The 15,079-nt window shown below is 44.4% G+C and carries 14 protein-coding genes; 4 read left to right on the top strand and 10 right to left on the bottom strand.

Annotation, left to right across the window (positions count from 1 at the left end; translation table 11 throughout):
• Positions 1-80 precede the first annotated feature (80 nt).
• The 4 genes from RIE73_RS22225 to RIE73_RS22210 all read left to right on the top strand — a co-directional run bounded on the left by RIE73_RS22225 (position 81) and on the right by RIE73_RS22210 (position 7,090).
• Positions 81-785 carry a Uma2 family endonuclease gene (locus RIE73_RS22225; protein WP_446403260.1) on the top strand — a complete coding sequence of 235 codons (705 nt, stop codon included), beginning with the start codon at positions 81-83 and terminating at the stop codon, positions 783-785.
• A 208-nt stretch (positions 786-993) separates the two neighbouring features.
• Complete coding sequence (locus RIE73_RS22220; protein ID WP_446403259.1) at positions 994-4,926, top strand: eCIS core domain-containing protein; 3,933 nt, start codon at positions 994-996, stop codon at positions 4,924-4,926.
• 10 nt (positions 4,927-4,936) lie between these two features.
• Positions 4,937-5,680 carry a hypothetical protein gene (locus RIE73_RS22215; protein ID WP_446403258.1) on the top strand — a complete coding sequence of 248 codons (744 nt, stop codon included), beginning with the start codon at positions 4,937-4,939 and terminating at the stop codon, positions 5,678-5,680.
• 216 nt (positions 5,681-5,896) lie between these two features.
• A complete protein-coding gene (locus tag RIE73_RS22210; RefSeq protein ID WP_446403257.1) occupies positions 5,897-7,090 on the top strand; it encodes a YbjN domain-containing protein in 1,194 nt (397 codons plus the stop codon).
• 29 nt (positions 7,091-7,119) lie between these two features.
• Here RIE73_RS22210 and RIE73_RS22205 read toward each other — a convergent pair whose 3' ends face one another.
• From RIE73_RS22205 to RIE73_RS22160, 10 genes are all read right to left on the bottom strand, one after another.
• Positions 7,120-8,631 (bottom strand): FAD-dependent oxidoreductase, encoded by a 1,512-nt coding sequence (locus RIE73_RS22205; RefSeq protein WP_446403256.1) that lies wholly within the window; start codon positions 8,629-8,631, stop codon positions 7,120-7,122.
• Positions 8,632-8,756: 125 nt separating this feature from the next.
• Positions 8,757-10,490, bottom strand: a complete 1,734-nt coding sequence (locus tag RIE73_RS22200; RefSeq protein ID WP_446403255.1) for an ABC transporter ATP-binding protein/permease — start codon at positions 10,488-10,490, stop codon at positions 8,757-8,759.
• Positions 10,491-10,715: 225 nt separating this feature from the next.
• On the bottom strand, positions 10,716-11,069 hold the full coding sequence (locus tag RIE73_RS22195) for a slr1659 superfamily regulator (RefSeq protein ID WP_446403254.1): 354 nt from the start codon (positions 11,067-11,069) through the stop codon (positions 10,716-10,718).
• A 58-nt stretch (positions 11,070-11,127) separates the two neighbouring features.
• Complete coding sequence (locus RIE73_RS22190; RefSeq protein ID WP_446403253.1) at positions 11,128-11,721, bottom strand: DUF6272 family protein; 594 nt, start codon at positions 11,719-11,721, stop codon at positions 11,128-11,130.
• Between the two features lie 81 nt (positions 11,722-11,802).
• On the bottom strand, positions 11,803-11,937 hold the full coding sequence (locus RIE73_RS22185; RefSeq protein WP_446403252.1) for a hypothetical protein: 135 nt from the start codon (positions 11,935-11,937) through the stop codon (positions 11,803-11,805).
• A gap of 131 nt (positions 11,938-12,068) precedes the next feature.
• On the bottom strand, positions 12,069-12,530 hold the full coding sequence (locus RIE73_RS22180; RefSeq protein WP_446403251.1) for a c-type heme family protein: 462 nt from the start codon (positions 12,528-12,530) through the stop codon (positions 12,069-12,071).
• A 274-nt stretch (positions 12,531-12,804) separates the two neighbouring features.
• Positions 12,805-13,326: a hypothetical protein gene (locus RIE73_RS22175; RefSeq protein WP_446403250.1), complete on the bottom strand. Its 522-nt coding sequence runs from the start codon at positions 13,324-13,326 to the stop codon at positions 12,805-12,807.
• Between the two features lie 18 nt (positions 13,327-13,344).
• Complete coding sequence (locus RIE73_RS22170; protein WP_446403249.1) at positions 13,345-13,773, bottom strand: hypothetical protein; 429 nt, start codon at positions 13,771-13,773, stop codon at positions 13,345-13,347.
• Positions 13,774-13,963: 190 nt separating this feature from the next.
• Positions 13,964-14,146, bottom strand: a complete 183-nt coding sequence (locus RIE73_RS22165; protein ID WP_446403248.1) for a CsbD family protein — start codon at positions 14,144-14,146, stop codon at positions 13,964-13,966.
• Positions 14,147-14,398: 252 nt separating this feature from the next.
• Positions 14,399-14,869 carry a hypothetical protein gene (locus RIE73_RS22160; protein WP_446403247.1) on the bottom strand — a complete coding sequence of 157 codons (471 nt, stop codon included), beginning with the start codon at positions 14,867-14,869 and terminating at the stop codon, positions 14,399-14,401.
• Positions 14,870-15,079: the final 210 nt, after the last annotated feature.

Here is a 15,079-nt window from a genome sequence, read left to right as displayed (position 1 = left end):
GCTTTCTTAGTGTATCAAGTTGTGCGATCGCGCTCCGTACTTATCTACAATAGAGCTTATGGATAGGGAGAGACTACGTGATGACAACGGTAACCAGCAAGCCTAAAATTACCTGGGAGAAGCTACCCGATGATTTTCCCTTACCCGATGAGCCAGTGGATAATATTAATCAGCCAACATTAGCCGCCGCATTGAGCGAAAGTTTGGAACAAACAGGGCGATTGCGAGAAAACACGCTAGTCGCCACGAATTATGGTGTTTGTGCCCGGTTAGATGGCAAGATTGTGATTAAAGCTCCCGATTGGATGTACGTCCCTCGAATTGAGGTGTCACCAGAGAATGTCCGTCGTAGTTATACGCCTCACCTGCAAGGGGATAGTCCAGGAATTGTCATCGAGTTTCTCTCAGATACAGAAGGCGGTGAATATTCCATCAAACCCACCTATCCCCCAGGAAAATGGTATTTTTATGAGCAAGTCTTGCGAGTCCCCCAGTATGCTATTTTTGAACCCCAACAAGGTGTGCTAGAAGTCTATCAGCTCAACGATTCTGGGCGATATATCCTACAACAACCCCAGGAGAATCGCTACTGGATAGACGCACTCGGTTTATTTCTGGGTGTGTGGGAAGGAAGGAAGGGAAACCGCCAGGGGTATTGGTTGCGGTGGTGGGATGAATCTGGGCAACTTTTACCCTGGGGAGTAGAATTAGTGGAGCAGGAGCGACAACGTGTTCAAGCCTTGATAGCGCAGTTAAGAGCGGCTGGAATTGAGCCAGAGGTTTAATATCAAGCTCCCTCAGCTTCCCCAAGTTACTCTATAAACCGACACACGCGATCGCAAGTATGTTAAGTTTCGTGAAACGGTTCTAGTGTCTTTCTCTCCTTGGAGGTATGATTAAGGATATTTTCTTCCAACAATCCCACACAGGCTATTGGCGGGATAGGGAGGCACTCAAAAGACCAACCAACATTGATTGGGGGAGCGTCGGCTAATGTCTTTTCGAGAACCCATCCGCAAAAAAAATTTCTCACCCTTGAGTCGGCAGTCCGGACCGAATCCGTTGCCGCGACGCCGTTTCAAAGTCCCCAAGCCGCAGAAACCTGTGGTGCGACGCTCACCGGAAGAACAGAAGGCGTTTTTACAACAGAAACTGGAGCAGTCAGCCTTTGTCGGCTACAACGGTCTTAATGTCCCAGTTAATGTACCCAAAACCCCACCCCCGCAACCTGTTCAGAAACAACCAGCAAGTGAAGCGTTAGAACCCAACATACAGCAGCCAGAAGTGCCAGAGGTTGAGGCAACTTCAGACGAGGAAGAAGAGACAGTTCAGCCAAAGGAACTGTCCGCCTCCGCATCACCAAATCCGGAGTCTCCCAACACAGAGGAAAAGGAAGAAGATGTCACTCCTAATCAGCAGGAGGAAGCAGGAAGTACACACTCACAATCTCAAAAGCCGGATTTGCAAGCTCGAAAGGAAAAAGCATCCCGTTTGAGTTCTAACTGGCTCACGGTTCCGGTTAATACTCCAGGTACACAGCCATCTCCAGTACAGAGGACGCTTTCCACCAGCGGATTAGAGCATCAGTATCAACCCCAGATAGGACAACGAGCTAATTCTGTATTAAATGGGTTGAATCAGTTTAAGGCTCAACAATTAGCTCAGGATTATTCTGTCCAACGCCAGGATAGTTCTGGCGAAAGTCAAGTAGAAGAATCGGAAGAAACACAACCCGAATCGCTTCACAATCAGCCATTTGCCAGTTCTCCACCCGATAACCCAGAGGATGATACTGCTTCGGGTTCAGATGATACCCCGTTTAATCTTCAACTCAAAAACAACAAGGAACAGAAACGTCCTCAACAGCCAGTACAGTCTGATGGGGCGATTCAGGCGAAATGTAGTGAATGTGAACAGCAAGAGGAACAAGAGGAACAAGACGAATCCGTTCAAACCAAATTAACCATTGGCGAACCAGGAGATAAATACGAACAAGAAGCGGATACCATGGCGGCGAAAGTCATGGCAATGCCAGATTCTACTCTATCCCAGTCTGTTCAGCGCCAAACCGAAGCCGAAAAACCCCCTCTGGCTAAATCGATTAGTTCCTTAGTGCAACGCTCCGCCTCAGATACCAGCCAAGCCAGTCCCAGTATAGAAAATCGTCTGGCGAGTTCTAAGGGTGGAGGGAATCCTTTACCTGCGAATGTCCGTAGTTTCATGGAGCCGAGCTTCGGTGCTGATTTTAGTCCCGTGCGCGTGCATACTGACTCCACAGCCGTGCAGATGAATAAGGAGTTGGGAGCGCAGGCGTTTACCCATGGCAGTAATATTTACTATGGTGCAGGAAAATCTCCCAATGTCGATGAGTTAACCGCACATGAGTTAACCCACACAATCCAGCAGGGTGCAGCCATGCGCCTGAATAAACAGGTGCAGCGACAGGTTCAAGAGGAAGAGGAAGAGGAAACACTGCAAGCCAAGGAACTTCCTGTTCGTCACGGGGAAGTAAGCCGGAATAAGCCAGTCCAATCCACACAAACCCTGGTGGCGAAAACAGTCCCTGATTCTATTGCCCAAGCCAGTCTCAATAAAGAACAGTCTTTTAAACCAGAAGCAACAGAAGCGGAGACAGAAACACAACCTATTCAGGCAAAAGCCTACACATCATTGGCTGTAAGTTCCACCAGTCCTCGTATCCAAAGAGGTTTATTTGGCATACCGACCTCATTAGCAGAAGCCAAAAGCGCCATCCTGAGTCCTGTAGCGAATCTAGCGAGCAGTATTCCTGGCTATCCTCTACTCAAAGTAGTTGTAGGTAAAGACCCAATTAAGGGAACGCCAGTAGAGCGCAATGCAACTAACTTGATTCAAGGCGTCCTCAGCCTTGTACCTAAAGGTAAAGAATTTTTTGCGAATTTACAAAAATCTGGGGCAATTGATAAAGCCTATACCTGGTTTACTCAACAAATCGCTAAACTCAATCTGACTTGGACAGCAATTAAAGGATTGTTCAAGAAAGCCTGGGATTCTTTGGGACTTACAGATTTAGTGAGTCCAAGTTCAGCTTTTGCCAAGATTAAAAACGTCTTTACTGAACCCATTGGACGAATCAAGAATTTTGCCATCGCTGCGGGTAAGAAAGTGATGGAATTCGTCTTTGAAGGGGTGATGGGTGCTGGCGGTGCTAAAGTAATGGCGATTATCCGCCGTGCTGGGGGTGTGTTCAGTACGATTATTAACGACCCGGTTAAATTTATTGGTAATCTGGTTGGGGCAGTTCGCGGTGGCTTCCAACAGTTTTCTGGTAATATCTTAAGTCACCTGAAGAAAGGGTTAGTGGGTTGGTTGTTTGGTGCGTTGGCGGGTGCTGGGTTGACGCTGCCAGCTCAGTTTAACCTGAAGGGGATTTTCTCCCTGGTTATGCAAGTGTTGGGGTTAACCTATCAGCGACTCCGGGGGATGTTAGTTAAGCTGATTGGTGAGCCAAGAGTTAAGAAACTTGAGAAACTCTTTACTTTCCTGAAAACTATTGTCACTGGCGGATTAGGTGCAGCTTGGCAGAAGATAACCGAATTTGTCGGTAACCTGAAAGACATGGTGATTGGCGGTATCCGCAGTTGGGTACAGAACAGTGTTATCACGGCGGCGATTACTAAACTGATCTCGATGTTTAATCCGGCGGGTGCAGTTATTCAGGCGGTGACGGCGATTTACAATACCGTCATGTTCTTTATTGAACGGGGTAAGCAGATTGCGGCGTTAGCTGAAGCGGTATTTTCATCGATTGGCAGTATTGCTGGAGGGAATATTAAGGCGGCGGCTAATTATGTGGAACAGACGATGGGGCGCACGCTTCCGGTTGTGATTAGTTTCCTTGCGCGATTGATTGGCTTAGGTGGGATTAGTGAGCAGATTAAGACCGTTATTAAGAAGATTCAGGCTCCGATAGAAAATGCCATGCATAAGGTGGCGAATTTTATCGTGGAGAAGGGTAAGAGTTTGTTGGGTAAGGGTAAAGGAACGAATACGCCAGATGCAGATACTGAACATGACCGTAAGATTAAGGAAGGACTAAAAGCAATTGATACCGCAGACCGCCAGCATAGGCAAGAAGGCAAAATCAAAAAACAAGATGCTCAAGAAGTAGCATCGATCACAAAGAGAAACTATCCAATTTTTCAATCAATTACAGTGATTGATGGAGGCAAAACTTGGAATTATGACTATGTTATTGCTCGGAGTAAAATAACTGGAGGAGACAAAGCAGAAGGTCGTGAGGATGAAGACCTAAGCAGGGCAAAGACAGCATTTGGCAAAAATAGCTTTTCAACCCAGCAGCTTGCTGATCTACTGAAAGTAAATCTGCGGGCAGCTCAGAGACGAACAAAAAAATGGACAGAAAACCCAGATCTTTATAGCTGTTATCTTATTCCTGGAACGCGGGATCAATATACTTTTGATCAAGAAAAAGCACCTTCTTACACCCCCCAAGAGGGGAAACACGGTTCTAGATATGTAGTGAATCCCGATACGTGGGAAATACCTTCTACGATTAGCATACGTGATAAGTTTTACAAGAAGAAGTTTACCTCAAAAGCTCAGGTGTTTGCACAGGCTGATTCTGGACAAAAGACACCAGCAGGCGAAGAATTGTATCGTTGTCAAAACCAGGAACCTTTCGGTCCAAACCATAAACCTCTTGTGACAAAAGCAGAAGCAGAGATAGACCATATCGAAGATGTTACTGTCCACTGGAACAGAGAAGGTCACAATATGACTCAAGAACAGAGGAATAAGTGGTATGATAACCCAAGTAATTTACGAATTTTATGCGAGTCATGTAATAGCGCCAAAAACAAAGGAAGATACATCCGTAAAGTCGGAAAAAAATTCCGTGGTCCTAATGATAATCCACCCGATTGAGAGAGGTAATATGGAAAACTTTACACTTTGGAGTGTTTCATTGGATAAAAAGATAAACCAGTTATCTTTTTTTGCGACAAGTACACAAATACAACGCATCAACAAAGGAACCGAAGAAATGATGGCAACAATGCTCAAAGATTTGGGAATTCCGGAAGCTTCCTTTGATCGGTGGAGTATAGACTATTTCCTTACAGATTATTTAATGGATTACCCACCTAGCGACGATTGGGAGGATATATGGTCAGATACATCTGAGATCAATTTAAAGCTCTTAAAACCTATTAATCTGGAGGTGAAAGATACTGCTCTAATACGCACTTTTGCCCGTGACAAGAGTTGGAAAGGGGAACCATTACATTTTCCTATTAAATGTGTAGTAGTTGCCGATTTCTATGATTTCGATTCTCTAGCACAAGCCAAAAAAATATTAGATAGGTTAGGGGAACTGAGAGAGAATATTTTGCTTATCGATGAACTACATTCCCAGGTCCCCCACGTACCAAAACACATATTTACTAATATTCATGAAGCATTTATGCAACTAGGTAAGTATCATGAAAAAACTTCAAGTGATTTGTCTGTTCGTCAAAGAGTAGGTAATCCGTTACAAATAATCCTGAACATAGGAGTTTTTGGGGAGGAATTCTTTATCGATGACACGCCACTTGCCAATTGGGTTTCAGATCTTGTTCATCAATTAGGTGGAACAACTACCTGGGATGAAAGGACTGATCCAGAGCGATTGAGTTAATTGGGGCAATGTTCTCGTAGACTGTGTAGTAGATATTCTTCAGCTAGGAAGGCAATGGTGAGCCCAAAAAGACGGTTGCTCTAAATTCATAATCCTTGGGGCAGGCTCTGTCGGTAGTGATTAGTTTTTTAGCCTACATGATTGATGGGGCTGAGGGGTACTATTAAACAGGTTAAGAATGTGATTAATAAGATTCTGACGTTGATAGAAAATCCTATGACTATTTACACTAAAACTTATCTAATAAACACCGAAATCACCCTACAAGCCTCCTCCCAATTGCTCCTAACTATCTACGCAAAAACACTCACCTTTACCCAACAAAACGACACGTTAATTTCACCTCATCTCACCTTCTGTGTTACCCCCGAACTCTACCAGCGCATTGACAGCGAGGCACTATTCAACCTTAAACCCGAACTGCGCGGCACCCTTTCACACGGAGAATTCTTAAGCGAACCCAATATCGAAATTACCGCCACTTTAAAACCCGATTTACTCCCACACCTCACCCCTCACCTTGATGATCCACCAGCCTACCTCAAACGCCTAAGCCAAGAACAACCCAATCACCCCTTACTCTCTACCGAAAGTTGGTTAGCCTTACAGGTCAAACAACAACGAGAACCTGTTGAAACAGGCTATCGTACCTTCTGGGATTATCTACCTCCCTCAGCTATGAATGCTGATACGATTGATAGTGAAAAAATTAACGAAGCTATCTTTAACTTTTTCAAAGATTGGACTGATGCTAATCTCTCAACAATGGGAACCGAAGCCATTTCTCAAGCCCTTGACGAAGTAGCAAAAGGATTTGAAGAATGGGTTGATACCAATCTATCCTCCATAACCGAAGAAAGCATTACTCCGATTCTTGAGGAAATGGTTAATGCTTTTGAACAATTAGCTGATGCGAGTCAATTTGAGGATAACACTCAAGATGATTCCCATCCCCAGCTTTTTGATACCATTATCAAATTCTTCACAGACGATGATTGGTCTTTTGCCAAGGTTCAAGGTGAGCCAACGTTGCGGATGCTATTTCAAGGCAAAAATGGCACATGGACTTGCTACGCTAGAACGAGAGTTGAACAATCGCAGTTTGTCTTTTACTCGATTTGCCCTGTCAAAGTGCCAAAACCTAAGCGTCGGGCTGTAGGAGAATTTATTGCCAGAGCTAATTATGGCATGATTCTTGGTAATTTTGAATTAGATTTTGTTGACGGAGAAATCCGCTACAAAACCAGTATTGATGTAGAAGGTGCAACCCTCACGTTTCCATTGAGCAAACGCTTAGTTTATACTAACGTGATGATGATGGATGAATATTTACCCGGAATTACGGCTGTGACTAAAGGTGATGCTTCGCCAGAAGACGCGATCGCACAGATAGAAACTCAGACTGACTAAGGGGAGCAAGATGCTCCCACTACGCACAACTATTGAATCCGTTCCATCTCCTTAACCGCTGGTGCTTGGAGAATTTTTCCATCACAGGTAAAGCGGGAACCGTGACAGGGACAATCCCAACTCTTCTCAGCACTATTCCAATCAACAATACAGCCTAAGTGAGGACAAACGGCGGAAACCGCATGAATTGAACCCTTTTCATCTCGATACGCGGCGACTTTGTTCCCATCAATGGTGAGCAGTTTTCCTTCCCCTTTGCTAACATCAGCAAAAGAGGACTTATCTAATCCCTTCAAGCGATCGCCAATCCAATGCTTACCCACGTCCAGATTCTCTTTGATCGAGGTTTCCGAGATAAAGGGAGTGGCGCGAGTGGCGTCATACAAATCTGCCCAGGGATTGGAACGTCCTAAAATCAGGTCAGATAGAATCATCCCCGATAGGGTACTCTTGGTCATACCCCAGAGACTAAATCCCGTGGCGACATAGATATGATTGTTAACTGGGGTTAATTTACCAATGTAGGGTAACTTGTCGAAGGATACCATATCCTGGGTTGACCAGCGATACTCGAAAGTATCTATGCCAAACTGGGTGCGACCATAGTCTTCTAAACGCAGATATCGTTCCTCTGTCTGGGTGATTGTACCCGTTTTATGACTCTCGCCACCAATCAGTAAGAGTACACCATCATTGTAGGGCGTCGTCCGCAGCGATCGATAATGTTCACCGATGCCAATAAACATCCCATCCGGTGCTTTGGCTGGATCAATTGAAGCGGCGACAATATAAGAACGTTTCGGATAGGCTTTAGCAAAAAACAGCCCTTGATCCAGAATGGGTAAATTTGTGGTGACAATTACATCTTTGGCTTTAAGTACCCCCCTAGTCGTTTGAACTTGACAAGGGCTATCTTCGTCAACGGTTTCCACTCGCGTATCATCAAACAAATAGCTACCATTACCGGGAATAGTTTTTGCTAAATGAAGCAAATATTTGCGGGCATGAAACTGCGCTTGATTTTCAAACTTTACGGCTCCTTCAATGGGAAAGGGGAGTGATGTCTCTTTGACAAAAGAGGCGGGAAGTCCTAACTTGATCGCTGCTTCTACTTCAGCTTCAATTTGACTCAACTGTTCTGGAGAATCGGCAAAAGTGTAGGCACTTTGACGGCTAAAATCACAATCAATCTTCTCCTCTTTAACCAGTTGAGCCACCTGCTCAATTGCCGCCTGATTGGACTCTCCATAAAGGCGGGCTTTATCTTCTCCCAATTGCTGAATTAGATCGGCATAGATTAACTTGTGCAGCGATGTTATCTTTGCCGTTGTATGACCACTCACACCCATAGCAACTCGTTTCGACTCAATCACCGCAACGGTTTTACCCGCACGCTTTAACAGAGTCGCAGCGGTCAGTCCCGCGATTCCGGCACCAACAATCGCTACATCGACAACCAGGTTGTTGATAAAAGGAGAAAATGTAGACGTTGGCGTTGAATCAATCCAAAATGAAGCAGGTTTTCCAGCAATCAAAGTCATGGGTTTATCCAAGTATTCACTATTGTCCTACTGTAAGGGAGAAGTAGGAATAGCTTTCATCTATCTGCGGGGGGAGGAATGTTGAATTAGGTGGACACAATTAAACTTAACGGCGGGTACTCCGATTAGTCTTTAACCCCAGCCAACGATTCTTTAATCTGCCAGGTTTTGTCCTGAGAAAGTTCCAGCAAAGACTGATGGTAATTTGCCAACGTCGAGCGATGCCCCACACTCAAAAACGTCGTCCCTTTCGCCTGCAAATGGTGATATAACCGTTCCTCATTCCCCAGATCCAAGGCACTGGTTGCTTCGTCTAGAATCGCGTACTGGGGTTGGTTCAGCAGCAATCGGGCAAAGGTTAGCCGTTGTTGTTCGCCCAAAGAGAGGACATCTGCCCAATCCTGTTGGGCATCAAACCCGCCAAACCGTTCAGCTAAACCCGCTAAATTCACTTGTTCCAAAACTTGTTTCAACTGTTGCTCCTCAACCTCAAGGTGGGTGTTAGGATAGAGCAATTGATCACGAAGAGTACCTAGTACCATGTAAGGACGCTGGGGCAAAAATAGAATCTGGTTGAGTTCCGGACGAATAATTGTACCTGTACCAGAATCCCATAATCCCGCGATCGCTCTTAGCAGGGAACTCTTACCACACCCACTGGGTCCCATGACTAAAAGTCCCTCTCCAGCAGGTAATTCGATTGATAAATCTTCTACCAACGTCTGCTGATAATTGGGCGTTTGCAGACTCAGGTGTTCCACTGCTAGATGCTCTGCCTCAACCGTCTGAATCTGGGGCTGGGAAACCTCCGATGCCTGTTTTGCCTCTGTCTGCTCTAAAAACTCGGCAAAGGTATAGAGACGATTAATGCCAGCGCCAAAGGTGGTTAATTGCTGGAAACGGGCAACCACCACATTGAGGGAGAAGAAGACGCGAATAAAGGCTCCCTGCGCCTCAGATACTTTACCCACCTCCATTTCTCCGGCAAAAATCGCTGGGGCAACCACTAGGGCAGGTAGGATGAAGGGGATGAACTCATAAGCATTGGTGAGAATATTTAAATTCAACTCCCAAACCAGCAGCCGTTTGACATTCTCAAACACATCAAAAAATCGCTGCTTAACCTGATTCGACTCTTGCTCCTCTCCCTGGTAAAACGCGATCGCTTCGGCATTTTCCCGAATTCGTACTAAGCTAAACCGGAGATTTGCTTCCCGCTTGAGTTGTTCAAAGTTAAGTCGCACCAGGGGCTTACCAAATACGAACGTCGTCACCAGCGTTCCGATTAGAGCATACAGCACCAGAAAAAACACCAGGGGCTTAGAAATGCCCCAAAGTACACTGCTGAACGCAACCACCGACAGCACCGACTCCACCAATACCAGCAAAAAGGTGAGAGACTCCTGGGTAAAACTCCTGACATCCTCGGCAATCCGTTGATCCGGGTTATCAATCTCAGTTTTACCGATATGCAGGTTGTAATAAGCGCGATTCCCAAAGGGATCGCTACGCGAAACGCGAAAATAGTTATCCACGAATCGATGGGTGAGCCATTTGCGCCATTGCAGGCTGAGGCGATCGCGTAGATAGGTATAGCCCGCCAATAGAGGTGCATAAATCACCAGCACACCGATAAAAATGATCACCGTTTGCCAGAAACGGGCTTCATCCTGGGCAGAAAGGGCTGAGATGAGTACCCCTCGTTTGTTATTGAGTAAAACACTCAATCCCGTATAGGCTAGCAGAAACAGCACCACACTCAGGAGTAACCCTCTGGCAAGCCATTTCTCATCTCCTAACCAATAAGACTTTGCGATCGTCCAGAATTGCTGGAGTACCTTGAAATTTAATCGATCCATCGGCTTGTTTGGCTAACAACTCACTCTGCTGGACGATACTCAGTAAAGGCAAACTTGGGTAAAATTTGCTCCAATACTGGTACGACTCATCCCTAGGCAATTATTTAATTATGCTACAAATTTCTAACACTGTGAGTCGTCCTGCGGATGAGATTGAGATGAGTGCGGTGCGCTCTCAAGAAACAGGGATCAACAGTCTAGCCATGTTGAAATCAGGGCTATTAATTACTCCAATTCCAACTTTAACCCTGGCATTAATCGCTGTAAATTTTTTAACGATTTACCTTGCCAAGGAATTTTATCCGATCCTTTAATTTCAATCTGGATCGTCTTCTTTTTACGTACATTCAGAACAAATTTCGACAACATACTAATTCCTGAACTATTCAGGAATTCTAGCTCTCGCAGATTTAACGTAATTAGCGCAGGATCTTGCTGAATCATCTGATCGAGGATGTTTACAATCGGTTGGTACTCCTTCATTCCACCCAGTCGCAGTGACCCTTGAAAATATACGGTTGCTGTTTCTGGCTCCCCGATTACTTGGTAGTTTTCACCCTGAACTGCTTGCTTGTCCATGAATACATTATCTCCTAAAATAACGAATCAAAAATCTTATGTTTTGAAGGTTTAGGCTCTATACCTGAAGTTGCACCATAGTTGTTACCGTAACCACCTCTGGTTCTTTTTGAACGGTTTCAAATTTCCAACCTAATTTGGCAAAATAATCATTTTTCATGGTTAATAGCCCCAGCCCAGAACTGCCTCCACTTTCATCTTCAGCACTTTTTTCGAGTTGACGGATATAGAGTTCATCCAGATCAGATCCCAGTAATTCTTTAATGAAGGATTGGAACTTATACATAGATTGATGAGAAATACTATTCGTTGCCAGCAAAACTAATGTTATTTCTGCCGCAACCTCTAAAATATGTAGACCAAACTTAATCGGATAGGATGAACTATCGTCATTGAACTTCATCGCGTTTTCCAGTAACTCATTCGCGACATAACTCACGGCTCCTTTTATTTCAATCCGCTTTCCCTCAGGATCTGGATCTTCGTCAATAGCGGGAAAAAATGTAGTCAAGTAATCAGCGACAAAATCAGCGGACAAACCATTATTGCGCCAGCGTTGCTGAATGGGAATGGAACTCGGTGAGAAGCCAAGAATTAAAAACTCATGTTCATTCGATAGATTTTCTTTAAATTCTCCGAATATTTTATGCATAGCCCTTATATCCAATCCAAGGTTATTCGTTTTCTCATAAGTAAGTTGCTCAATAACGTTATACGACTGTTGAGGGTTGACTCAATATAGCACAATATCATCCCCTGACTCTAACTGCACACAAGCGTGGCTGATAAACTCAGTGATTTCCTCATCTAAGCCAATTGGAAAACCTAAATCTATCCTATTCCACATCGTTGTAATGGAGACTATCATAATAGTCTCCTCCAACTTCGTCAACGGGTTCCGTAAATCCCATAAGATCTAATTTAAAGTTAACGGTTGAGATTAGGCAACAGGAAGGACTTCAGGCTTCTTTACATTCCTTAGTACAGACAATCATTTCTTCATGTTGTCCACTCACACTCATAGTAGTCCCCGCCAACTTCATCGGCTGGTTTTAATTGTCTGAAGTGCTGGCGTAAACGGCGGATGGATAAGGTCAAACCAGAAATGCCATCAAGGGTTTTAACTCGGAAAAAAGATTGCTCAGGATTGGTTTTTAAGTAGTTGAGGGCGTCCCATTCAAATTGATTTTTGGGTCCTGCTTCCTCACGTCGCCAAGGAAATGGATAATCGCTGTAGAGTCGAACGGACATGTCAGTTTTCTTTTCTCGAATTTCACGACTCAGTTCCAGTAAGTAGGTTGCAGGTAGAGGAATCCCACCCTCTTGATTCAAATAGTTATGAGTCACGCTGATCCCATCCACCATTTCGGCTCGACTCACGATTTCTGAGCTATAAAGGGTTCGGGCTTTCTTCATCAGTTGTGCATAAACTTTAGCATTTCGGAAAGGGGATGATATCATGTCCGGTTGAATACTCACATTTAGGTGGAGACAAGGCAGAGGGCAGAAGGCTCCAGGGCTCCAAGGGAAGGAGCAAGGTTGCAAGGAAGAAGGATATTATGGTTATTTCGGCGGACATGATATGACTTCATCAGATTGGGTATCATCCGTCGAATGGCTAATAAAAAACCTGCTGACGCAGGTTCGTGGCAATGATATAGCAGTAGACACATCGATTAGGACTTTCGCCACCATTGTAGAGACGTTGCATGCAACGTCTCTACTATTGAAAGGATTAACGGCGATGTCCCAACCATTTTGAGGCAATTGCCCCCATAACCGCCCCCACTAAGGGATTACTGAGGAATTTGACAATCGCAGGTTGATCGGCTAAAACCTCCTGAAAGATATCCGGATGAGAGTGATAGGTAAACGCAGCGAGTTTAGCTACATCATCCTCTGTCATCCGACGGGCGTGATGGGTGGAAAGTCCCAGTTGTTTTTCCAAGTCGCGATCGCTCAATCCGCGTTTCTTGAGTTGCTTGAAAAACTCACGCGCCACATCATCCCGTTCATTGGGCTTAATCTGAGCGATCGCCTGTCGCAGTTCAGGTTCCATCTGACTGGGAGGAATGCGATCAGGATGCAGAGATTTGCCAAATAATTGGCGTCGTTCATCTCGCGAAGAACGTTGTGCAAAGTCATCAAAGTTTTGATATTCTTGCTCTGGTGTTTCTGGAACAGGTTCCAGAGATTCAGTATTACCACCCGCCAAATCCTTCATGATCTGACGTTTATACTGGTCACTCGTTGCCATCGTTTATTATCTCCTTTTTTATTGATAGGTAACTTGATTGGACTGATTATTGTAATTAGCTGTCACAATAAGTTCTTTATCTGGGGCGTATACCAATACTTTCAAATCTCGATTCGGAAAATTATGGTGAAACCCTTGAACTAAAGACCGGGCTAAATCCTTAACCTCTTGCGGACGAACTTGAGGAGTAATCACAACGCCTAACTTATCATTATCACGCACGTAGGCGTCGTTAATTAATCCTTTTGCCGTTTGCACCACCCAATTCCCAAACTCTTGACCTGCTGCCGTATTCCCTCGTTCTAATTGTTGATAGGTGACACTGGGATTTAATGCTGTTGGTGTTTTTGCTTGGCTTTGATTTCCTTGGCAAGCCGATGTTGTCGCTAGAACTAAAATTAAAGCCAATGCTGTGAAAAATTGACGAGTTCTTTGACCTAAAGTCACAGCAACCTCCTGATAAAACGAATAGTGGGTTTTAAATACATAACCAGAAGGTCTAGATCAAGACTGACTAGACCTTCTGATTCTAGTAAAGCAGGTCGAAATAAATCAGCCAACTCAAATCAGATACGAGTTTTTCGGCGTTCCCAATCACGCAAAACTATCAACCTGCTTACTATTTCTGATAATGCAATTAGTCAATTGCTTGTTTGGCTTTGTCTTTCACGTCTTCAACAGCGTGGCGAGCTTCAGCTTCATTTTGCTTTGCTTTACCTTCTGCCTTATCTTCAGGATCACCCGTGACATTACTCATGGCTTCCTGTGCCTTTCCTTCCAGGTTTTTGGCAGTGGCTTTAGCTCTATCTTCGGTACTCATATTTTAATTGTCTCCTAATTGTGATGATGATAAATTTGCCCTAAAAAAAAGTGAATGATTTTTTGGGTAAATTTCTCTCGTATTAGTATCTAATGTATCTGTATTTTGGGAGATAATCGTCAATCTACGGATAGATTAACCTGATCCCCTGTTTACGTCTAAAGAAAGATCTGATTACTTAGAACTCCCCGACAAAACTTTAGAGACGCGCCATGGCACGTCTCTACAACCAGAAAGATTTTCCACTAACCGTTAATCCAGATAACCCATCAGTTCATCAACTTCTTCCATGATATTGGAGGCAATGGGGCGGTTGCCCATAATCATTTCTGTTTCCGCCAGATTCAGCGTGCTAATCGAAATGGGGCGATTTCCAGACACAGGGATGACATCTTGGACTTGCACATTACTCGCTGCGATCGGGCGATTGCCTAAGGCGGAAAGCGTACCAACAACTTGTAACTCACTGGTATCAACAGGACGCATCCTCATGATCGAAGCTTGGTCACTCACTTTTAGCGTACTGGTGGCGATGGGACGATTTCCCGGTAGAGGGATTGAAGGTTCAACCAGAGACACTCCCCCAGTTTGTTTGTCTTGAGTCGTTATCGCTGTTAATTGCTTGTCGTTATCTTTTGCCATGCTTGTTTCCTCACTTTTTTTACGGGTACGACTGTTTGTTTTACTATTAGCTTTTCCTTGGGAAGTAGCGTTGCTTGCCATAACCAATTCCTTTAAATTTCTAACGGCATTTGTCTGGGAGTGACAGACTCAACCCCTTTTGGGGCGTTGTCGCTACTCTGACTCAGATTTTGAGAATTATTATAAACGTATATCTATCTTAACGAATAGGGATAAAATAATACAAACTTGTAAAGATTTGCAAAGATAGAGGGCAATCCACTGAGACTATCGAGGGTTGCATCAATCCTG

Source organism: Coleofasciculus sp. C1-SOL-03, from assembly GCF_040220555.1.
Classification (GTDB): domain Bacteria; phylum Cyanobacteriota; class Cyanobacteriia; order Cyanobacteriales; family Coleofasciculaceae; genus Coleofasciculus.
The sequence above is the reverse complement of the archived record's forward strand: the minus strand, read 5'-3'. Positions and strand labels throughout refer to the sequence as shown.